At 62.9% G+C, this 18,700-nt stretch carries 20 protein-coding genes; 2 read left to right on the top strand and 18 right to left on the bottom strand.

Annotated elements, in window-relative coordinates:
* Window positions 1-403: 403 nt before the first annotated feature.
* A complete protein-coding gene (locus AC3WL8_RS03350; RefSeq protein WP_492377904.1) occupies window positions 404-754 on the bottom strand; it encodes a DUF2958 domain-containing protein in 351 nt (116 codons plus the stop codon).
* 194 nt (window positions 755-948) lie between these two features.
* Here AC3WL8_RS03350 and AC3WL8_RS03345 point away from each other — a divergent pair, with 194 nt between their 5' ends.
* The gene (locus tag AC3WL8_RS03345; RefSeq protein ID WP_041228056.1) at window positions 949-1,194 is read left to right on the top strand and encodes a helix-turn-helix domain-containing protein; all 246 of its coding nucleotides are present in this window, start codon (window positions 949-951) and stop codon (window positions 1,192-1,194) included.
* 677 nt (window positions 1,195-1,871) lie between these two features.
* Here AC3WL8_RS03345 and mobH read toward each other — a convergent pair.
* Window positions 1,872-3,716 carry a MobH family relaxase gene (gene mobH / locus AC3WL8_RS03340; protein WP_492377903.1) on the bottom strand — a complete coding sequence of 615 codons (1,845 nt, stop codon included), beginning with the start codon at window positions 3,714-3,716 and terminating at the stop codon, window positions 1,872-1,874.
* Window positions 3,717-4,034: 318 nt separating this feature from the next.
* Here mobH and AC3WL8_RS03335 point away from each other — a divergent pair, with 318 nt between their 5' ends.
* Window positions 4,035-4,418 carry a DUF3742 family protein gene (locus AC3WL8_RS03335; RefSeq protein ID WP_492377902.1) on the top strand — a complete coding sequence of 128 codons (384 nt, stop codon included), beginning with the start codon at window positions 4,035-4,037 and terminating at the stop codon, window positions 4,416-4,418.
* A 26-nt stretch (window positions 4,419-4,444) separates the two neighbouring features.
* Here the strand turns inward: AC3WL8_RS03335 and AC3WL8_RS03330 are convergent, their stop codons facing one another.
* The 16 genes from AC3WL8_RS03330 to AC3WL8_RS03255 form a co-directional block, all read right to left on the bottom strand.
* Window positions 4,445-5,962, bottom strand: a complete 1,518-nt coding sequence (locus AC3WL8_RS03330; RefSeq protein ID WP_492377901.1) for a conjugal transfer protein TraG N-terminal domain-containing protein — start codon at window positions 5,960-5,962, stop codon at window positions 4,445-4,447.
* A gap of 15 nt (window positions 5,963-5,977) precedes the next feature.
* Complete coding sequence (locus AC3WL8_RS03325; protein WP_211980081.1) at window positions 5,978-6,331, bottom strand: hypothetical protein; 354 nt, start codon at window positions 6,329-6,331, stop codon at window positions 5,978-5,980.
* The gene (locus tag AC3WL8_RS03320) at window positions 6,328-7,710 is read right to left on the bottom strand and encodes an integrating conjugative element protein (protein WP_492377907.1); all 1,383 of its coding nucleotides are present in this window, start codon (window positions 7,708-7,710) and stop codon (window positions 6,328-6,330) included. Before AC3WL8_RS03320 ends, AC3WL8_RS03325 begins: the two co-directional genes overlap by 4 nt.
* Window positions 7,711-7,740: 30 nt before the next feature.
* Window positions 7,741-8,691, bottom strand: coding sequence for a TIGR03756 family integrating conjugative element protein (locus tag AC3WL8_RS03315; RefSeq protein ID WP_492377900.1), 951 nt, complete (start codon window positions 8,689-8,691; stop codon window positions 7,741-7,743).
* Entirely contained in the window at window positions 8,688-9,128 is a 441-nt protein-coding gene (locus tag AC3WL8_RS03310; RefSeq protein ID WP_492377899.1) for a TIGR03757 family integrating conjugative element protein, read from the bottom strand. The genes AC3WL8_RS03315 and AC3WL8_RS03310 overlap by 4 nt, the downstream gene beginning before the upstream one ends.
* A 193-nt stretch (window positions 9,129-9,321) precedes the next feature.
* Complete coding sequence (locus tag AC3WL8_RS03305; protein WP_013957664.1) at window positions 9,322-9,813, bottom strand: JAB domain-containing protein; 492 nt, start codon at window positions 9,811-9,813, stop codon at window positions 9,322-9,324.
* Window positions 9,814-10,006: 193 nt separating this feature from the next.
* Window positions 10,007-10,765, bottom strand: a complete 759-nt coding sequence (locus AC3WL8_RS03300) for a DsbA family protein (RefSeq protein WP_211982312.1) — start codon at window positions 10,763-10,765, stop codon at window positions 10,007-10,009.
* A gap of 10 nt (window positions 10,766-10,775) precedes the next feature.
* Window positions 10,776-13,661, bottom strand: a complete 2,886-nt coding sequence (locus AC3WL8_RS03295; protein ID WP_492377898.1) for a conjugative transfer ATPase — start codon at window positions 13,659-13,661, stop codon at window positions 10,776-10,778.
* Window positions 13,661-14,095: a TIGR03751 family conjugal transfer lipoprotein gene (locus tag AC3WL8_RS03290; protein ID WP_211980085.1), complete on the bottom strand. Its 435-nt coding sequence runs from the start codon at window positions 14,093-14,095 to the stop codon at window positions 13,661-13,663. Before AC3WL8_RS03290 ends, AC3WL8_RS03295 begins: the two co-directional genes overlap by 1 nt.
* Window positions 14,076-15,542 (bottom strand): TIGR03752 family integrating conjugative element protein, encoded by a 1,467-nt coding sequence (locus AC3WL8_RS03285; RefSeq protein ID WP_492377897.1) that lies wholly within the window; start codon window positions 15,540-15,542, stop codon window positions 14,076-14,078. The genes AC3WL8_RS03290 and AC3WL8_RS03285 overlap by 20 nt, the downstream gene beginning before the upstream one ends.
* A complete protein-coding gene (locus AC3WL8_RS03280) occupies window positions 15,532-16,452 on the bottom strand; it encodes a TIGR03749 family integrating conjugative element protein (RefSeq protein WP_492377896.1) in 921 nt (306 codons plus the stop codon). The genes AC3WL8_RS03285 and AC3WL8_RS03280 overlap by 11 nt, the downstream gene beginning before the upstream one ends.
* The gene (locus AC3WL8_RS03275; RefSeq protein ID WP_492377895.1) at window positions 16,449-17,138 is read right to left on the bottom strand and encodes a PFL_4703 family integrating conjugative element protein; all 690 of its coding nucleotides are present in this window, start codon (window positions 17,136-17,138) and stop codon (window positions 16,449-16,451) included. The genes AC3WL8_RS03280 and AC3WL8_RS03275 overlap by 4 nt, the downstream gene beginning before the upstream one ends.
* The gene (locus AC3WL8_RS03270; protein WP_492377894.1) at window positions 17,135-17,584 is read right to left on the bottom strand and encodes a TIGR03750 family conjugal transfer protein; all 450 of its coding nucleotides are present in this window, start codon (window positions 17,582-17,584) and stop codon (window positions 17,135-17,137) included. Before AC3WL8_RS03270 ends, AC3WL8_RS03275 begins: the two co-directional genes overlap by 4 nt.
* Window positions 17,585-17,596: 12 nt before the next feature.
* A complete protein-coding gene (locus AC3WL8_RS03265) occupies window positions 17,597-17,962 on the bottom strand; it encodes a TIGR03745 family integrating conjugative element membrane protein (RefSeq protein ID WP_035816709.1) in 366 nt (121 codons plus the stop codon).
* Window positions 17,963-17,985: 23 nt separating this feature from the next.
* Window positions 17,986-18,225: a TIGR03758 family integrating conjugative element protein gene (locus AC3WL8_RS03260; RefSeq protein WP_492377893.1), complete on the bottom strand. Its 240-nt coding sequence runs from the start codon at window positions 18,223-18,225 to the stop codon at window positions 17,986-17,988.
* The gene (locus AC3WL8_RS03255) at window positions 18,222-18,542 is read right to left on the bottom strand and encodes an integrative conjugative element protein, RAQPRD family (RefSeq protein WP_492377906.1); all 321 of its coding nucleotides are present in this window, start codon (window positions 18,540-18,542) and stop codon (window positions 18,222-18,224) included. Before AC3WL8_RS03255 ends, AC3WL8_RS03260 begins: the two co-directional genes overlap by 4 nt.
* Window positions 18,543-18,700: the final 158 nt, after the last annotated feature.

The raw sequence follows: 18,700 nt of genomic DNA, 5'->3' as shown, positions 1-18,700 counted from the left end.
AATTCGAGCGTGCCGCCGAGGGCGGCAAGACCCAAGGTCTTGTAGTCGCGAGCAGCCAGCGTGCGCGCCGGTGCGGGCAAGACGCCGCCCGGTACGCTCAGCAGATTCACATGCGGTTCTTGTTGTGGATTCACGTTCGGTCCTCGTCAGGTAGTGATCAATGGACTTCGGTCAGGGCCGGTCCTTTTGAGACCAAGACCCCATCGTTTGCGCGTGAGGGATGCCGATCAGGCATCGTCCGGTGCGCCACGCCTGTATGGAAATGCACAGTTGGTGCGCGGACATCAAGTCGTGCGCACCTTCTTTCCATGCTGGTCTTTGTGCGGAATCGACGCCGTGCTGCAACCAATGAGGCGCAGCAGAGGGCTGCCGGGCCGGCTACCGGAATGGCCAGCGGGTCCGGTCAGTCGGGGATCGAACCGTCAACCTGCGCCAGCTGCGCATACGCCGAAAGCGGTCGGTTTGGCCGGAAGTACAGGTCGCGAAGAATCGGCTTTTTGAGCGGTCCAACGATGGATGCCAGGTCGGACAGCTTCACATGGCCCAGTTCGGGCATGCCGATACCCACGTCGCACAAACCGTATGCGGTGTCGCCATCGGCCGGGTCGAGCGCGGCCAGTAGCCAGGTCGCATGCGCGTCAGGCGTAAGCAGCCGCACCACAGGCAGCGGGTCGCTGGCGTGGCCGGTTGCGTACGCGTGGCCGTTGGCGAGTAGCTGTGCACGTTGCTCCTCGGTGATTAGGGTTGGGTACATCGATGTTTCTCCTAAAAATTCACTCCACCGGCGGGGGGCAAGGCGATAGCGGGGCCGGCCTGGCGTCCCCCCGAACTTTGCGCGCCGAAGCTCGCGCATAGGGACCGCGCGGGCCACGCCCGCAGCAGCAAAAGATCATTTTCTGGGTATCCTATCCCGTGGTATCGCGTCCGTCAAATTGCGACCATTGACGCATGGCGAGACCCTCACCGAAACACTCTGGCAACCCCGCACTTGCATCCATTGGCAAGACGGTCCGTGCTATTCGGAAGGTCCAAGGGTTTTCACAAGAAGATTTGGCGCTTGCGACAGATATGGACCGCTCTTACATCGGCGGTATTGAGCGGGGCGAACACAATCTGACAGTGCTCAACTTGGCTAGGATCGCGAGCGTGCTAGGCACGTCTGCCGGTGAGCTTCTCACTCAGTCAGGCGTGTAAGAGATGGTCATGGACACCTAGGGTCGCTCGACTGGCTGACTTCTTTCCACGCCGCGCCGAGATATGTCGATCTGGACCGCCGTCGTCTTGAATTAGACTGACATAGTCACAAAGCGGCGCAGCGGCCTTTGACTAGCGGCCCTCCCCTGCTTGGGACCAACCTAGGGACCCTGAAATTCGACGACGCACCCAGGCAAAGAGCAGGCATGATCCGCGACCCGTTCCTGCTTGACATCGACGCCGCGCTGATCTGCAACCTCACCGTCCAAGTCCCGTGAGTGACCGTGACGACCGCCGCGACCGGGACTGAGCTCATCACAAACGAGGAAGCGCAGAACCAGAACAGCGCTATGTAAGCTACAAAGATCAAGACGCACGCCATAACAACAATGTGACAGATTGCCATACGTCGACTACCCTGGTCATCTTGGCTTCCAGTAGCTTACCGAGCCGCGCCAATACCTATGCAAGCTATTGCAAAATTGACGCGAGCGCATCGGCAATGCGGTACCGCCCCCCAGGAGTTAGGAATCGCACATATTGCCGGCTCCCTCGCGCTCGCTCAGGGGCGTCAAAGTCAGACGGACGCCGATCAAAATTGAAATTACGCTCCCCGCTTGCGTCGCAGCGCCTCCTTCAGTTCCATGGAAGATGCCCGCTGCGCAACCTTATGCTTTTTAGGCCGGGACTACACGCGGTGACTCCTGCCCAGAACTGGCGGACGGGGATAGCGACAGGTAAGGGTTGTTCGGCGGCATATCGGAGAACAGGACTCGTGGGTCTTCCAACAGGTAGCCATGAAGTCTCCGCGACTTCCGCGGCCCCACCACGGTGCAGGTCCAGATATTCGCGCCGTCCTGCTGTTTGCGGTGCAAGTGCAGTTTCTCGAACCGTTTCTGCACCCATTGCCAATCGGGCACTCGAGCTTGCTTGGCAAGGAAAGCGGTTTTGGGATGTTCTTGGGCATAGCGCTGGAACACACCGGGGCTGACTAGATAGACGGTATCGGCGACCGTATGCACCAATGCCTTGGCGTCATTGATGATGAGCGTGCGTGCTTCGATGTGCCGGCGCAGCCAAGCAACAAAATGCTCGCCTGACGGCGTTTGCTCCTGTCCCGAAGTTAAGGCGGGTGCCAGGGAAACCGAGTCGATAGGCGCCCTCGACTCTGCGGACTCGACGGTCCGGTCTTCTATAACTGATGGGTCGATTTCCGTGAGTGATAAGGTAGCCGCCGACGCTGCGCCGGGAGCGACTAGCAGATCCAACGCTTCGCCGCTATCGCCCGTTGGCTGGCTAGCTGACGAAGACCGAGTTGCGGGCGAAGGCGCACTGCTCGGCACCGATCCGAGATTCGTTGCCTCCCCCGCTTCCTGGACTACCGTCACCGTACCGGTGAACGATGGGGGCCGCTGATCTCCTTCCCAGATCAGCGAGGGTGCGAGGCGCAGAAGCGTGAAGGTATGGGACCAACCGACATCGCTTGTCACGGTACCTTTCCAGATCGCCTTGCCGTCCAGAGTGGGTAAGGCGATGCCGTGATCCTGCAGCACGTTGAACACGGCCGTATTGCTCGCCGGAATCCCGTCGATGCCCTGCGACAACAGGTGTGCCCGCAGCTTATCGGAAACGGTCTTGCTCACTAACCAGAGCGCATCCTGAGTCAACCAGCCATCGGAAGCCTGAGGCTGGTTCAACTTGAACTCCTCTTTGAGCAGATAACGCAGGCCCTCCAGCAGCTTGCGCTGCAACGCGTTGCGGGACACAGCCAGCGCCTTACTCGGATCACCGCCGAGCTCCTGAGCGACCGAGGCCTGATCGGCCTGAACCACCAGCTCGCCTAGCATGCCGGCGTGCTCGTTCTGGCCTGCCAGGACATAAAGCAAGGCGGTCCACAAGTCAGGATACCCACTCAGCCAGTCGAGAATGTCCGTATCGAGCAGGCGCGCGTACAGCAGCCCCGTTGCTGCGCCGTGAAGCCGGTACTCGCGATTCTTGGGGTAACGGAAGCGGTACGGCAGTCGAAGTGGCCCATGCCAGGGATGCCAGACAGTGCCGTCGCCATACTCGACCTGCAGATCCACAGCGACCTTGCCGACATCGTGCAGCAGTGCCGCGTAGGCCGTGCCCGCGGTCCAGGCTTCCGCTTGGGCAGCTTGAGCTTCCGGCGTCGAGCCAGCCGGAAGGAGATGGGCTTGTCGCAACTTCAGCGCGTAGGCGACGGTTTCCAGTCCGTGATCCAACATGCCGCCGGGGTAGGCATGGTGGTGGCTTTCCGAGGCCGGAAACAGTTGGACCAGCTCGGCGTAGCGTTCCAACGGCGCGCCGTACAACGTGGCGAACTGGTTGCGGGAGACGGAAGTGCGCTGCCAAATGTGCTCCAGCAGCTTCTGTCGGCGCGGTGTCGCCAGCAGTGACGCGGCCGATTCTGGCCGCGTCAGCCCATTAGGAGGCTCCATGGTGGCCGTAGACCGGGTGTCGGTGTTGGGCGGCACTCTCCTGCGTAGGAACAACGAAAGCATGGCGAATTTCGGATGACGGACAAACTTTGGATCCTTGGATATAGCGTCAACAGTTCTTCACAGGCCACAGTCAATGCGGGCTTCGCCAAAGTCGGATTGACCGTCGGTTCCTGCGAGACCCCACTGACCAGGTTAGGGCTTGTCACGTTGTTGGCGCCGAAGGTCGACCACCTGATAACCGGCGACAAGGGGCTGCTGGCCGCCAGTACCCCGTCCTCACGCCCGCGGAATTTTGGGCACGCCACGCAGTCTGATTGGATGTTGCAGGGAAATCAGCCTCTCGGTTGAAAAACCGTGCAGGGGCATGAGGTAGCCACGATGAAACACGTTGCACAAACCACTTTCGCGGAGGGTGTGGGCCGGACCCTGGGCCGGCTGTCGCGGCGTGTCATGCGCCTGGGTAGGAAGGCAACTGGCTGGCTGACGGCGCATGGGCTGGCACCTGGCGTTGCCAAGGTGGTGGTCCTGGTCACCAAGCTCGTTGCACTCGGACTGCTGCTCTACACCGCTTTCTGGGCGTCACTGCTGCTCACGTTCGCTGTGGCGGCGGCTCGGGTGGCTCGGAACACCGAATATGGCGAACCAGAGGAATGGGCGATCGGGGAGCAAGCTAAGCACAAGAAGAATCCAGGATACGACCCCATTCTTTATAACGACACTCCAGACCCCCGGTTTTACGACCCCCGGTTTGACAAAGACTGAAGACCGGCAAGCGGAGAGGCTGGTATTCACCTGAGCTTGTTCGACACGACCCCCGCCCCCTTTCCACCGGCTTGACCCGCTGGCCGCGTGACATCCGAAAGACCTTGGAGCATGCCGCCGGCACGTACTCCTGCCAAGGACAGAGCCGCCACCCAAAACGTAGGCAGCACAATAAACATCGTCGCCATGACGAAGTTCAGCAGCATGTCGCCGAAGGCATTGTTAAGGCCGATCAAGGGATCGAAGTTTGAGTGCGGCCGGTTCGCACCAAATCCCCAGCCGTAGAGTGCATCGAGGATCGTGCTGTCCAGCCAGCGCGCAAGTTGGAACCAGAAGTCCACGAAGAACAGCGCGAACTCGGCGCAGCTCACAGCGACCACGGCCTTCAGCTCGTAGGTGCCGAACAGCAGCACCAGTGGGATGCAGATGACGAGTGCCATCTTGAGCAGCGACAGCACCATCGGCAGTGCCTGGCGCACCACGTCCATGGCTGGGAAGAAACCAGGCGACCCGGCGGCCAGGCCGAGATCGCCAGTGCCGCGCGCCACAATGTTGGGCAGCGTCTTCTCGATCTGACCGCCGTAGTCGGTATAAACAGCCCCCTGGTTCATCTTCTGATGCCGGGGCGAGACGACGGCGCGGACCACCGAGTCGTTGACCTCATTCTGCGAGAGGAACCCCGCCCATCGCCCGATACGAGAGAGCAGATCGGGATCGACCTGGCCCAGCAGGCGTGCGCGCAGCCCACTGCTGCCATCGGACCACCATTGCCGGCAGGTCGGATAGCCGCCGCCACTGTCCACCTGGGCCAGCCCCGCATCGCGGGCCGCGTCATAAGGCCAAGCCGTGCGCGGTGTGCTCGAATGGTAGGTGTCGTAGAAGCCGGCGGTGTTGAGGAAGTAGCCCGAACCGATCCAGGTGACGTCGTTCATCTGTTCGTCGGAGAGCGTCGGCCGGCTCATGAACAGCTTGGCGCGCGAAGGGCCATAGCAGTCACGCACGAAATCGCCAACTTCCTGGGCCAGCACCGGGTTATCGATGCGCGTGGCGTCAACATCCATGCGCATCTGCCGCAGGTCAGTTCCACAAGGAATCGCCGCCACCGCGGCGCCCGTGACGGCCTTCGAGATGGCGTGCATGAAGAACCACCACACCGGCACCAGTGCGCTCTGGTTGTTGAGCGTCGTATAGGAGCTGGACCAACCCGTATCGGCCGGCTGGGGGACATTGACTTGGCACTGCCGGGAACGGCTCGTGTCGAATTTGATCGTGCTGAGATCAACCGGAATGAAGGGGATGCCGGCGAACAGGATCACTACGATCGCAACCCACACGCGGTTCTCAATGCGCATCGAGGACAACACGCCCTTGTTGCCCTCGTCCGCGCCTTCTGTCCTCGCGCGCAGCCACTCGTGGATCACGATGGCAACGAACGGCAGCGCGAACAGGCCGCTTTCCACGAGGATGTTCCAGATGCCGTTGTTGACCACCCACCCCACCAGGGTCAGGTAATACTCCAGGTAGTCGGTCGTGTAGAGGGTCATGAGGTCATCCCAGCTTCAGGCATGGCGCAGCAGTTGGCTGCCTTCGAGCAGCACGATGGTGATCACGGCCGCGATCTCGACTCGCAGCAGGCGTTGATGCGCTTCGCCCGATGGCTCGCGCTGCCGCAGGCGCCCGCGCATCCACCACCAGCCATAAGCCGTCGCTCCGTAGAGAAGCAGCCGCCAGACGAGGAAATGGGTCGCGTGAGCACGCAGCCAGTGCTCCCAGCCGTCGATGCTGCCGATGACGTGGATGCCGGCCACACTCACAACCACGAAGATGCCGGCTGCCACCAGTATCCACAGCAGCACAATGCCCACGCGGCGGCTGAGCAGCCAGGCCGGCCGCAGCCAGGTCCGGGCAGTCACGGCGTGCTCCGCGGCTTCTGCACTTCCTTGAGCCGATCGCGCGTGGTGTCGCCCTCGAAGATGCCGCGCGATCCGCCGGCGCGGGTGTCGTGGCGCTGCACGATCGCCAAGGCGGAGTTCCCGGCCAGTGTGCGCCGCAACTCCAGCTCGGTCTTGAGGTTGTTGATCTCCTGCGCCAACGTGCCGTTCTCCCGGTCGACCTCCTTCACGGCCAACTCATTGGCTGCGACGTTCGGCTCCTTCTTGCCGGTCAGCAGCGTGCGCTGCAGCAGCAAGGCCTTCTCCAGCACACTTGACAGCGCCACCTCGGAAGCCAGCCGCTTGCCCAGCAAATCCTGGTCGGGCTCGTCTCGCAGGGCTTCGATCACGCCGCGGGTGATCGGCAGCGAATTGCTGCCGGCCGCCTCGAGGTTCGCTACTGTCGTCGGCTTCACACCCGTCACCAGCTCCTGCAGTGCCTGCAGTTTGGCTTCGTACTCTTCATGAATCACCGGCGTGAGGCCGACGCCCGGCGTGGTCTGCGTCTTGGTGCAGTTGTCGCAGGTACGCTGCTCGCGCTCGCCCAACACACGGGTAGCGAAGTTGATAGCAGCCTGTGGCGAGGACCACGTGAGGCACGTCAGCCTATTGCCGCAGGACGCAGGCGAAATCGATGACGTCTCCGTGACGTCGCGCCCGTTGAGCAAATTGTAGCCCGCACGCGTTACGTCGCTCACCACCTTGATTGGACTCTGGCTAGAGCCGCCCGCATTGCGGCCGCCTACCCATGGCACGCCGTTGTTGCCCTTGTTCGATTCGGCCCGCGCGATAGCTGACACGGCATCGGTACTACTCACCGCATTGCGCAGCGCCATACCCTCGGCGAGTTGGTCCCAGCCCGCCTGGCCGCCGGCCAAATCCGCCATCCGGTTGGCGATGGCCCGGCAGGTCATCTTGGAGCGGTCGAAGTCCAGGCGCGCCTGCAGCACGCCGTTGGCTAACAGGTTGTAGAGCGCCGGATCCGCGCGCTGGATGATCAGCGCCGGCAGCGACGCCACGGCGCTGGTGGCGTTCTGGATCACTGAGGACATGATGGACTGGAAGCCGCTAGTGGCACCGTTCAGCTGGTTCTGCAGCGTCGTCGTTAGACTCATGTCCCCGCAGATAAGGTTGCTGTTCCAGCCGACACCGACGCCGATGCTTTTCATGTTCCCAGCCCCGCTCATGGACACGGCCCGGCCACCGCCCACACTGTAGAGCACGTCATCGCCAATGACGCTGCCGCTCGCGCTTGCGCCATTGCGGTCGATATGGGTCTGCGCCCACGTGACGCCAGCTGCCGCCGTGACGGCGCAAGCGAGCGCGATAATCAACGCGTAGGGCCTAGCACGCCCTGTCATGCAGGAATAGAACACCTTCATCGGGAAACCTCATGTTAAATCAACGCTACCAAGGAAGACCTGTCCCCGACGCTGGCAACAGGCATAGGGCCGCCACAGCGCCCAAGCGTAGTCGCCCTGCTTGGCCTGCACACGCGGGCTGCTGTGCGGAAAAACGGCACAGGAGTTCGAGAGCGTCGGACTCAGCTCTTGCCACTTTCCGGTGGAAGCGTTGCCTTCCAAAAGTCCGCCAGCCGGCCAGTAACCATCCCGGGTATTCGCCAGCAGCGGTTGATAGACGTGGGGCTGGGCGCGCCGTGTAACGACGTCGCCCGCGCGCTGCGCGACCACGGCAGCGCTCTTGTAGTCATCGGTCTGATGCAAGAATCCGCCGCGCGGATAGACATTGCCCCACAGATCCCCCGTCACGCGGCTACCGATCTCTCGCATACCAGAGGTCAGCGCCTCCGGATACGCCATCTCGGGCACGTTGTAGCGCCAGGCCGCCGTGTCGAGCGTGCTCAGAAAGTACGGCATGAAAGCCGTACCCGCGCCCTGACAGGTGTAACCAAAGGTCCTGGCGAACTCGCTGAATACCGAACCCGCAGGGTGCCCAATCACGTCGGTGTTCTTGAACTTCGCCACGTTGTAATCATTGCCATGGTTCACGGTGCCGTCGCCACCGGCTTGCGCGGTGTCATTCGGCATGCTCATCGCACGCACTTCCATCCATGGGTTCTCGCCAGTATTCGAATAGCTCGATACCACCGCATCCGGCACGTAATGACGTACTTTCAACGACGTACGCACACTGCACCCCGACCACGAGCAATACAGCCAGTAGCAGATGCCGACGACGCGGTATTCCAGACAGCCGGGCGACGCAGAAGAGGCCACGATGGTGGCCGTGGTCAAAGCGAATGCCGACGCGGCACCGCTCAGGAGCGCTAAAGCCATAGCCAGCCGAAACCGGCGAGAGAGTGGCAAGAGCAGGCGATTCATGGCTGTTCCCTCCGATGGTTTTCAATGCGCGCCACGGCGCGCGCAACGTCCGGCTCGCCATAGACCACATAGCGGCCGTCGACCACTACGGCAGGCACCTTGGTGATGCCCAGGGCCCGAGCATCGGCGAACCCTTGGTAGGCCTGGCCTATCCGGCGCTGAAGTTTGCCCTCGCGTAGGCGCTTGCGCACGAGGTCGGCGGCGAGGATCGCATCTGCGGGCAGGCCCGCAGACAGCTCGCCCTCGATCCGCGAGGGAAGGTCCAGTTCGATGATTCGCTCACCGCCCATGGCTCGTACTGGATGGCGGCTGTCGGTGATGACAAGCACGTCGGCGGCGAAGGCGGGCGTGCAGAATGTGATCAGCATGGTTGGCAATACAGCAGCGAAGCTTGGGGCCGGCCACCCCGGCAAGAACTTGAGTAGAAGGGCTGACATGCACGGGATCCTTGGAAGCTGATCAGAGCCATAGTCAAGCGCTGAAGGCGGCATCGCCTCGACAAACAAGACGCACTGCGCGCGTTCCGTTTGTTGGCTCAGCAAGAAACGCGTTGCATTGGCGACAAGAAAAGCGGGAGCCGAAGCTCCCGCAGGGTGGAATATGCGCGTCCGGAACGTCGCCGTGACCGGGTTACAGCAGCCCCGATTCGGCGAACGAGTACGGTGTGCCCTTGCCGATGATGACGTGCTCCAGCAGACGAACATCCACCAGCGCCAAGGCGACGCTGAGTTGATCCGTGAGCACTCGATCGGCCATCGACGGCTTGGTTATCCCGGACGGATGTTGATGCGCAAGGATGAGCGCCGATGCGTTGAGGGCCAAGGCGCGCTGAACAACGACTCGTGGATACACCGCGACCTCGCTACGCGAGCCCTTGAACAGCGGCTCGTAGGCGAGTACCCGGTCCTGAGCGTCGAGGAACACCGCTGCAAACACCTCGTTGGGCTCCGCAACCAGTTTGAGGCGCAGGAAGTCGCACACGGCCGCGAGACCGTTCAGCACCGGACCAGACTTGAAGACACGCTTCTCCAGCACGGTGATGGCCTGCTGGATGATCCAATCCTCGTGCTGCGCGGCAAGCAGAGCGAGCGACTGCGGGGTGGAATCAGACACGAAAGATATTGCAAACCTCCAATGGTTAAAGTCGGAGGCGCATGCCCCGGGAGGGCAAAACCCTCCAATGGATGACGGCATGAGGCATCGGACAAACAGGCATCCACCACCGCGGTGGCGATGGCTGTTCGCGCCAGGGATGCGATGCGAACGGGGTTTCGATCAACGCGGTCGCGCCGCGCCGTAGCCTTGAAGATCGAGGCTACCTGGGCATGTCGCCGACGATTGCGGCGGGCATATCTGTAGTACTGTACGGATCGGCAGCGGTGTGGCCGCCAGCGGCGAGCAAATCGAGAGCCGAAAGCAAGGCATCGCCCTCGACTGGCCCGTGCAGCAGCAGCGTCTTACCCGTCTCACGGTCCAGTAGAAGCAGGGCCGGCGTGGCCGTGACACCGGTCTTGGCCGCCTCCTCGGCTTGGGCGCGAATAACTGCATTGGGCCGCTCGGACGCCAAGCACTGCTGCGTGGCAGGCGACAGGTCGGGATAGCGCAGTTCCTCCGGCAGGCCCTGGCCATTACCGCGGGTATGGGTATAGACCCATTCGACCGCCTGCCAAAACGCAGCATCGCCGCCGGCAGCACCGACGCATTCGACGAGGCGGGCTTCGGCGGATGCGGCCGGCTCGTGCATCGCGAGCGGCAGATGGTGCCATTGCAAGGCTACGTCTGGGTGTTCATCGATCCAGCGCTTGAGAACTGGGAAGTAGGCTCGGCAGAACTGGCATTCCAGGTCGGCATACTCGATCACCGTGAAGCGCGCGTCAGAACGGCCGCGGCGCCAAGGCGGTCCGGGTACTGTCGTGCCCCCAGTCTTCGCCTCGGCATGGGGCTCAACCTGAACAGTAGCAGGCGCCATGGCCTGCGGACGCAGTACCAGCCAGGCGCCTCCGCCTATCAGCGAGGCGGCCACCAGCAGTACGGCAAGAAGGGGCCGGGATTGGGTAGCGCCGGAACGTTGCATCATGCGCTCCTTACGGCGTCAATCCATCGAGCGGAAGCGATGCGATGCCGCGGGCGCAGTCGATCCTCTGAGCGATCTTCAATGCAGCATCCAGTTCGCCAATGCCGTACTGCTGCATCAACTGGAAGCGCTCGGCTTTCTCCTCCGGTTCCGTCTGAGCCAGGGCCAAGTAGAGGCTGGGTGGGACAGCACGAAACAACACTTCCATCGATTTGGAGAGGATCACGCCCTCACTATACTTGCCCGTCTCCTTGCGTGCCGACGCCATCAGCGCCTTCTGTGCCGGGCTCAGCTCGCGGAAGCGTGCGATTTTCTCTACCTCATCCGGCGGCATCGACAGGCAAATCCACCACTCAATCATGTTGAGCATTGGTTCGGCCGCCTTGGGCAAATCATCAAGGTTCTGAGTCGCAAGCCAGTACCAGGCGCCGAGCTTGCGCCACATCTTGGTGATCTTGACGACGTAGGGCGCAAGCAGCGGGTTCTTGGTGATAATGTGCCCCTCATCGGTCACGTTGATAATCGGCCGCCCGAGAAACTGGTCGCGCTCGGCGATGTTGTTCACCGTGTTGATGAGGCTGATGTAAGCGATGGAGAGCTGGGCGTTGTAGCCCTCGCGCGCGAAGGTCGCCAGATCTACGACGGTGATGTCGGCTTCGGGCCAAGGCGTACCGGGCCGATCGAACATTTCGCCATCCACGCCCTGGCAGAACATGTCCATTGCGTCGGCCATTTCCGCCAGTCGGGCGCGACGGATCTCCGGCAGTGTCGAATCGTGAGCGCGCCCGCGCAGTGCGTCGCGCACATCGCGCGTGAGTACCATTCGCTTATCGGCCACACAACGCTGAGCCGCGTCGAGGATGCACTGACGAATGAGGCTGCGGTCTGCTCGCGTCATCCGCGTCTCTTCCTTGTCTTCGCCGCCGGTGATCATCAGCCGCGCCGTGATCTCCAGCTCGCCGAGCACATCGCGCTGCTCGTCAGCGTCTGCGACCCGCGTTGTCTCGGCGCGGTCCTCATCCAGGTCATCGGCATCCAGCGTTTGCACTTCACCAGGCGTATCTACCAGGCGCCAGGCGTCGGCGAAAGGGGCCAAGCTCACGCCAGCGCCGGGAGCGAGCTTGACACGGTGGACCGACAGGCCCAGGCGCGAGGCAAAGTCGCCGAAAAGACCGAAGCTATTGCCCGCCTCGACGATAAACAGGCGCGGCCGGTAGATCGCCGTGATCTGATTCAGAATGTTGTTGAGCGTGGCGCTCTTGCCCGAGCCGGTGGGACCGAAAAGAAACAGATGCGCGTTCATCTGCCTGTCCAGCCGGTTAAGCGGATCGAAGGTGATCGGCCCGCCGCCACGGTTGAAAAAGGTGATGCCCGGATGCCCCGTGCCCTGGCTGCGGCCCCACACCGGCGCCAAGTTCGCGGCGTGCTGCGCGAACATGAGCTGGGTGTACCACTGCCGCTTGTCCAGGGCCGGGTCGAAGACGCAGGGCAACCAACGCAGGTAGCTGTTGAGCGGCGCCACCTCGTCTTCCTCGCGCACCAACTGTAGACCAGCGTTGAGCATGACGTTGACCAGTTGCAGGCCGCGGGCGTCAAGCTGCTGCAGGTCGCGCCCCCGCAGGTAGAAGACCAGCGCGCCGCGGTAGAGCTTGTGCGCGCTGCCAATCATGCTGCGCGCCTGCTGCACGTCCTGGCGAGTCTGCTCCGAAGCTAGTGTCTCGCCCACCGATTTCTTGCTCAGGTGGTTCAGGTGCGCCTCTAGCACGTCCTGAGGCGTAGCGACCAGGGTAAGACACATCACCGTATCTTCCGGCATCTGGTCGAATAGCGCATTGACTGCATCGCTTCCCTTGCGAGTCTCACCGGTTATGTGTCCCGTCGCCGGAGGCATGCGCAGGCGGTCCATCACAATGACCCGATGCGGCATCCCGTCGAAGAGCCAGACGCCGTTGGCCACGTCCGAGCACGGCTGCCCGAAGAACAAGCGCTGGGCAAAGTCGCCGCTAGCCAGTTCGATCTCGCCTGTTTCCCCCTCCTCGGGGTAGCGGGTCAGCGCGTAGAAGCGCTCGCAATCTTCAGCACTCGGCCCCAGCAGCGTCGGATGCGGGTTGAACCAGCGCAGCAGCCAGTCATGGATGTCGGCCGCATGCATGCGGCGGGCCTTCACGCCCGCATTGGCGAGCCCGCCCACGAGTCGATCACAGATCGTGCAGAGAGACTGCTCGGGCGACTGGCCGCGTCGGGAAACCGCTGTCGCGGGTGCGCGCCGGTAGACTACCATGCGCACGCGCCGGACCTGGCCGCGCCACGGCAAGCGTGTGACCATGGTGTCCTCAAAGAGCCCGCCTGGCTTGGCGATCGCGCGCAGATGGTGCGCGAAGAAGCGCAGATAGAACTCGCTGAAGGCGATGCCCTGAGCACGTGGCCGGACGTAGTCTGCCAGCGTGCGCAGATAGCCGTCCCAATTCGCCTCGTCCTGAGCATAGAGCTGGACCACCCAGGGATGCTCTTCCAGTTCATCGAAGGAATCCTGCAGCGCGTTCTCCAGCGCGTCGCGCGCCTGCCACAGCCAGGCCAATTCGCGCCCTTCAGTGCCGACAGGGGCCAACTCGAAGAAGGCCGCGACCGAATCGCCGTCCTCCAGCAGCATGCTCATCGATTCGGGAAGATATTCGACCCAGGGCAGCAGATCGGCGAAGGACGGGGCCACATCATAGAGCGCCTGGGCGTGCGCCTCGGTGGCCGGGTTGCGGCGGCCGGCGGCCAACGCGCTGCCGGGCTCGGTAATGCCATGCGCGGCCAGTAACGACACATGCCGAGTCCAGGCCTCGTCAGCCGGTTCACTGGCACCGGTTGCCCTTTCGGCCCGGCGCGTCCTAAAGAATGAGCGGATCATTAGTAATCCTCCAAACGTTCGCCCGGCATCGCGTACTGCACCCGCTGGTAAAGCGGAAACACCGTGGTGTAGCCGGGCACCGGCACTGGATCGCTTCCGGACAGATGCGGGAAGACGTACATCACGAGGTCCGGGTTGGGCAGTCGGTGGAACTGGCGGTAGATCTCGTTGGCGGCGGTGCGGGTGTAGGCTGCATTGGCCGCGGGCATGCTCTTTACATCGGGCTCAGTCAGCGGCCGGCGCAAGCCCTGACGCACATCGATCAGTTGTCTCGCGGGCTGACCACCTCCCGCACTGCCGCCGGTCTCCTGTTGCCAGACATCGAGCATTGTGTGATCGCCTTGTGGTAGTAGCTTGTCCTTGCTGGTGGCACACCCTCCCAGCACCAGGGCTGCAATCAGCATCGCGGCGGCTTCAGTCCAGATCTGACGCATGAGCTTCTCCGATGCGGTGATTGACCCGCCGCCCCTTGACGTCGTAGTCGATGTTAAGGGGCTGCTCCAGATGGACAGCGACTTTGGCCCCGGGCTGCACGTAGATTGCGGCAAAGGCCTGCCCGTAAAGCTTGTTGACCCAGTCGGCCATGTCGCGCACACCCCCGGCGAGAATGCGGCCCATGGCCTCGTTGCCTGAAATGCCGACCGTACCAAGCGAGCCGTTGCTGTTGGAGACCACGGCTACACTGCCGGTGTCCGACTTGATGAGCGAGGCCGCGCCTGCTCCGGCCGCGGTAATCAACGCCTGCGAACCGAGGTACTGTTGCGCGTTACTGCGACGCTCGCCGGAGACGCAGGGGACGCCGTGGGGATCGCTGATCCAGCCCAAGCTACCCCGCACCGCGCTGCCGTCCATGCCGGTGCTGCTAGCCTGGTCACCGATGGCGCCCTGGCTGCGCGAACTCTTCTGCGGCACGTTTTGGATAGTTCCGTCTTGGAAAACGAACGTCACGCTGCGGACCTGGCCGCGCACGCATGAAAGTGTCCAGTCGCCCGAGGCGGTGCCGCTCACCACTGCACCGGCTACGTCGGGAATATCGATGCCGTTGGCGGTAAGGTTGTCCGGACCGATCAGCACCTTGAAGGGATACGGGTCGTTGACCGTACCGTCGATCGGCACACGTCCGATCAACGCTGTCATGGCAATCGACCCAATGAGTGTCGAGTTGGACGGCACCGTGTAGATCGGCTTGGCGTAGGTCTCTGCGGCGCTGCTGACGGCCTCAGCGGCGGCGCTCGCAGTGTTTTCAGCCATATCCGTCAGAGTTCTCTGCGCGGGTCCGAGGCTAGTGGGCAGATTCGGGCCGCTACGTACATCGCCACTCTTGACAGGCGTTGCGTCATCTGGCTCCACCCAGTGCATGCCGCCGCTCTTGCGAGCACCGCCTCTGTGCTTGCCATCGCCCTCCTCCAGGCCCAGCCCGATGGGCAGGTCGGGCTGCCCGCCCTCGCCAGAAAGCCCGTCGAGGCGCCGCTGCAAGTCTTGTAACCGGTCCTGCGTCTGCTGACGATCGTTTGCGATCTGATCACGCTCCTGTTGCACGCGGCCGCGCTCGCCCTCCAATGCGGTCTGGATGCTTTGGTCAATCGCACTCTCACGGACACGCATGCGCTCGTTCTCGGCCTTCTGGTCCTTGTTGTCGTTGAGCGCTGCCTGTAGTTCGTTGCGCAGTTGCTTAACCTGGGCGACCAGCGTGGCAACGGTATCGCGCGGCGTATCGCCCTCGATACCCAAGGCTTTCCTCTCTTCAGGCGAGAGCGGATTGGCACGATCGGGCCTGGCGGGCTCGGCACCATGTTCATTTGAGAAGAGCCTGATGCCAGCGAAGACCATCAACAGCACCATCGGGATCAGCAACCACTTGAGGAGGGGATTACTTTTCATTATGGGGATCTCCTCCTTCGGCCTGGCCGGCCGCGGCCGCCACCGGCATGCTAGCGGTGGCGTCGAAGGTTGCCACCTTTGGCAGCAGCGACTCGGCCAGGCCATGGCCACGGGTAACAAGATAGACCACGGTGGTGTCGGTCGAAGCGCCAGCCGGCCCCAAGGTCGCATGCTGGAAGGTTGCCGCGACGAAATCGCCTTGCAGTGCGCGCGGGTCGAGTACCAAGCGCCGTGCGGACGTGTTAGTGAGCTTCACTGCCGTCACCCACTGGTCATCGAGCCGCCACGCGGCCAGCGCCTGCCCGCGCAACGGGAGCACAGGTAGCAATGTGTGTAGAGCCAGATCGCGGCGTAGATTCACGCGGCGGACGCCGGCCACCGGCTCCACCGTGCGCAGCGGTGCATAGAGGTTTTGTGCCGCATAGCGTGTCAGCACCGCAGGCACCGGGCTCGCGCGCCGCGTCGCCGCGCCTGCCGTCTCGCGCGGCTGGTGCTCGCTTGTGACGGTACCGGCCAGAGCGTTCGCCGGCGATGATGCCGCATCGCCCACGATGATGCGCACAGGCTCGAGCGCAGGCTGGCCTGCCTTGGCTGGCTCGGCAGCGATGTCGAGCAGGATCAGCGCCCCGGACTCCACGTCTTGCAGTTGCAGCCGCGAGGGCGGAATCGGCTCGCTCGCGCGCAGATAGATCGCGCCGCCGGCGCTCTGCACGCGCAGGTGCGATGCGATGTTCTCCGGCAGGCCGACGCGCACGTTACGATCGATGAAGATCACGCGCTCCTGACCGACCACTAGCGCCACAGCCAGGGGCAAACGTTGCCAGCGCAGGAGCTCCACAGCGTGGCTGATGGAGACTTGCGCAATGCCGAGCAGAAGGCCAGCCAAGGCCGAAAGGATACGCCGCTTCATGGCGCTTCTCCTTGCAGAGGGTTGACAGCGGCAGGTTGGGGGCCGGATACAGTTGCCGGCGCCGATTCAATGCGCTGCGGCGCCCTCGCATAGCAGTCCAGCGCCAGGCCGAAGGGGTTATGCTCTGGGTCCACATCCAAGCGAACGACCTTCAAGGCATAGCGCACCAGTGCGCGCTTGACCTGTTCGGAGCCTAGGTACTCGTCGGCACTTACCTCGAGCATGACGATCCAATCCGCTGCTGACACGACTTGCACACGCGACGTGGGATCATCGCCGTAGCCTCGGCCGGGGATCTCATAGATGCCGCGCACCCGTTGGCGCAGTTCGCCGTTGTTTCGCCGCAATTCGTAGTCCTGTTGCAGGAAGGACCGGCACCCAGGCGTGAAGTAAGCGGACAGCGCCTTGAGATTGCGCGGGTAGTCCTCCTCGCCATTGGCCGGCCAGCGCTGGGTCTGCTGCCAGATGTAGAAGGTAAAGGCGTAGACGTTTTCCGGAGGCACGTCCCACCACTTTCGGGTGCTACCCGAACGCAGATCAGGGGGCACGTGGATGGTCAGGGTCTTCGGCACGCTCCACCAGCCGAACCCCAGCACCAGGGCCAGGGCGAACAGCGCTGCCACGGCTAGGCGCAAGGTCTTGACATGCGCCTCGAGGTGCATGACCTCGTTCTTGAACCGGCTCATGCGGCGCACCGACGAATGGATGTGGAAGGCCACGCGCGCCGTGTGGTCCACCAGCCGGAGTAAGTGATGATCTGCCGTCCGCCTACTTGAGCAGCCAGCGAGGGGTAGCGCAGCGCGAGCCGCCACTGGAGCTGGCGGTATAGCCAGGTGTCAGGCCGACCGCGCTTCTTTCGGCGCAGGAAGCCGCCACCCCCGAACACGCCGATCCCGATGCCAACGACGACCAGGGTCGGCACCATGGCAATACTCTGGGTCAGCCAGGCCGCCGCCAAGCCTGTCAGGAAGCCGGCCACACCGGACAAGCCGGCGCAGGCCCACAGCTCGTCGGCAGTCAATCCGCGTATCACCACCGGATGGCGGTTCAAGCGATGCGGCAGGAAGACGACGAGCCCATCATTGAGACCATCCTGCGCAGCCTGCCTCGGGTTCTGGGGGTAGCCGGTCATCGCTGCACACCCTCAGAGCACACCGGTGGCCTTGGTCATCAGCCAGATGCCAACGACCAACAGAATGGCGCCCACCGCCACCGTGAGGCCGAACTGGCCCCAGGTAGCGCGGCCGGTGTGGATCTCGGCATAACGCGTATAAGCGTGGTAGCAGACCCCGATGAACATCGAGGAAACCACAAGCAGCGCAATGAGCAGCACGATGTCGTAGCCGTAGTTCTGCAGCGTTTGGAGGATGCCTTTACCCGCGCCGCGCGATGGGTCTTCCATGGTTGGCAGGCCGGCAGCGAACGAAGCGCTTGGCATGCCCGTAATGCATAGCGCAACGAGTGCGGTGGCAACACATGTGGCGCGATGGAAAATCGAACAGGTTTTCATAGCGATTCAAACTTTCGTGGTGGTCAGGACAGGAGAAAGAAGCTCAGCGTCAGGTACATCGCGACGAATCGTACGGCCACGCCGACGAACTGGCGCTCGGTTGTCCGGTTCTCGGCCCAACCGACATAGGCGGTACGCAGCGCCCAAACACCCCAGAGCAGCAGAACGGCGAAGATGAAGCCGAGGACAACGGTGGAGACGGTCGCAGGCGTGAAGCCACTGTTGGCCTGGAAAGCGGCGACTTGATCAGCGGCAAGCGTCATGGCGATGACTCCTGCGGTTCATGGCTTCGTACGTAGTCGCCGGCGATGGGAACGGGATCGCGCGGCTGGGCACGCTCGGGGGCGAGGTAGTCCTGCACGCCTGCACGGATGCGCTCAAGGTCAGCATGCAGCTGGGCATAATCGAAGTGGTAGCGGGCACGTTCATCCATTGCGGTGTTGGCGGCGTGCGCTGCGATGCTGTCCGCCAGTTCAATCTGACGCGCCAAGGCGCCGAGTTGCTCACGCTCCATGGCGCCATTGGAAGCCATGGCCGCACGCAAACTTGAGAACGAAAGCAACAGGAGCAAGATGACCATCCGGCGTGGCCACGCGCCAGTGCGTCGGCATGTTTGTTTCATGTTCCATCCCCTGGTGAAGTGGATGGTGTCAATACTGCAGCGCGCCGCAGTCATGCGCCGCAGAGAAAGAGGATTTCTGCACAACCAGATTGACGGCGTCATGTTGCGCCAACGGC

It is taken from the genome of Cupriavidus sp. FW305-F7, from assembly GCF_058782875.1.
The sequence above is the reverse complement of the archived record's forward strand: the minus strand, read 5'-3'. Positions and strand labels throughout refer to the sequence as shown.

Excerpts from the sequence above, each read along its gene's own strand:
- AC3WL8_RS03350 (WP_492377904.1), bottom strand. The coding sequence starts at position 754 with ATGTACCCAACCCTAATCACCGAGGAGCAACGTGCACAGCTACTCGCC.
- AC3WL8_RS03345 (WP_041228056.1), top strand. The coding sequence starts at position 949 with ATGGCGAGACCCTCACCGAAACACTCTGGCAACCCCGCACTTGCATCC.
- mobH (WP_492377903.1), bottom strand. The coding sequence starts at position 3,716 with ATGCTTTCGTTGTTCCTACGCAGGAGAGTGCCGCCCAACACCGACACC.
- AC3WL8_RS03335 (WP_492377902.1), top strand. The coding sequence starts at position 4,035 with ATGAAACACGTTGCACAAACCACTTTCGCGGAGGGTGTGGGCCGGACC.
- AC3WL8_RS03330 (WP_492377901.1), bottom strand. The coding sequence starts at position 5,962 with ATGACCCTCTACACGACCGACTACCTGGAGTATTACCTGACCCTGGTG.
- AC3WL8_RS03320 (WP_492377907.1), bottom strand. The coding sequence starts at position 7,710 with ATGACAGGGCGTGCTAGGCCCTACGCGTTGATTATCGCGCTCGCTTGC.
- AC3WL8_RS03315 (WP_492377900.1), bottom strand. The coding sequence starts at position 8,691 with ATGAATCGCCTGCTCTTGCCACTCTCTCGCCGGTTTCGGCTGGCTATG.
- AC3WL8_RS03310 (WP_492377899.1), bottom strand. The coding sequence starts at position 9,128 with ATGTCAGCCCTTCTACTCAAGTTCTTGCCGGGGTGGCCGGCCCCAAGC.
- AC3WL8_RS03300 (WP_211982312.1), bottom strand. The coding sequence starts at position 10,765 with ATGCAACGTTCCGGCGCTACCCAATCCCGGCCCCTTCTTGCCGTACTG.
- AC3WL8_RS03295 (WP_492377898.1), bottom strand. The coding sequence starts at position 13,661 with ATGATCCGCTCATTCTTTAGGACGCGCCGGGCCGAAAGGGCAACCGGT.
- AC3WL8_RS03290 (WP_211980085.1), bottom strand. The coding sequence starts at position 14,095 with ATGCGTCAGATCTGGACTGAAGCCGCCGCGATGCTGATTGCAGCCCTG.
- AC3WL8_RS03285 (WP_492377897.1), bottom strand. The coding sequence starts at position 15,542 with ATGAAAAGTAATCCCCTCCTCAAGTGGTTGCTGATCCCGATGGTGCTG.
- AC3WL8_RS03280 (WP_492377896.1), bottom strand. The coding sequence starts at position 16,452 with ATGAAGCGGCGTATCCTTTCGGCCTTGGCTGGCCTTCTGCTCGGCATT.
- AC3WL8_RS03275 (WP_492377895.1), bottom strand. The coding sequence starts at position 17,138 with ATGAGCCGGTTCAAGAACGAGGTCATGCACCTCGAGGCGCATGTCAAG.
- AC3WL8_RS03270 (WP_492377894.1), bottom strand. The coding sequence starts at position 17,584 with ATGACCGGCTACCCCCAGAACCCGAGGCAGGCTGCGCAGGATGGTCTC.
- AC3WL8_RS03265 (WP_035816709.1), bottom strand. The coding sequence starts at position 17,962 with ATGAAAACCTGTTCGATTTTCCATCGCGCCACATGTGTTGCCACCGCA.
- AC3WL8_RS03260 (WP_492377893.1), bottom strand. The coding sequence starts at position 18,225 with ATGACGCTTGCCGCTGATCAAGTCGCCGCTTTCCAGGCCAACAGTGGC.
- AC3WL8_RS03255 (WP_492377906.1), bottom strand. The coding sequence starts at position 18,542 with ATGGTCATCTTGCTCCTGTTGCTTTCGTTCTCAAGTTTGCGTGCGGCC.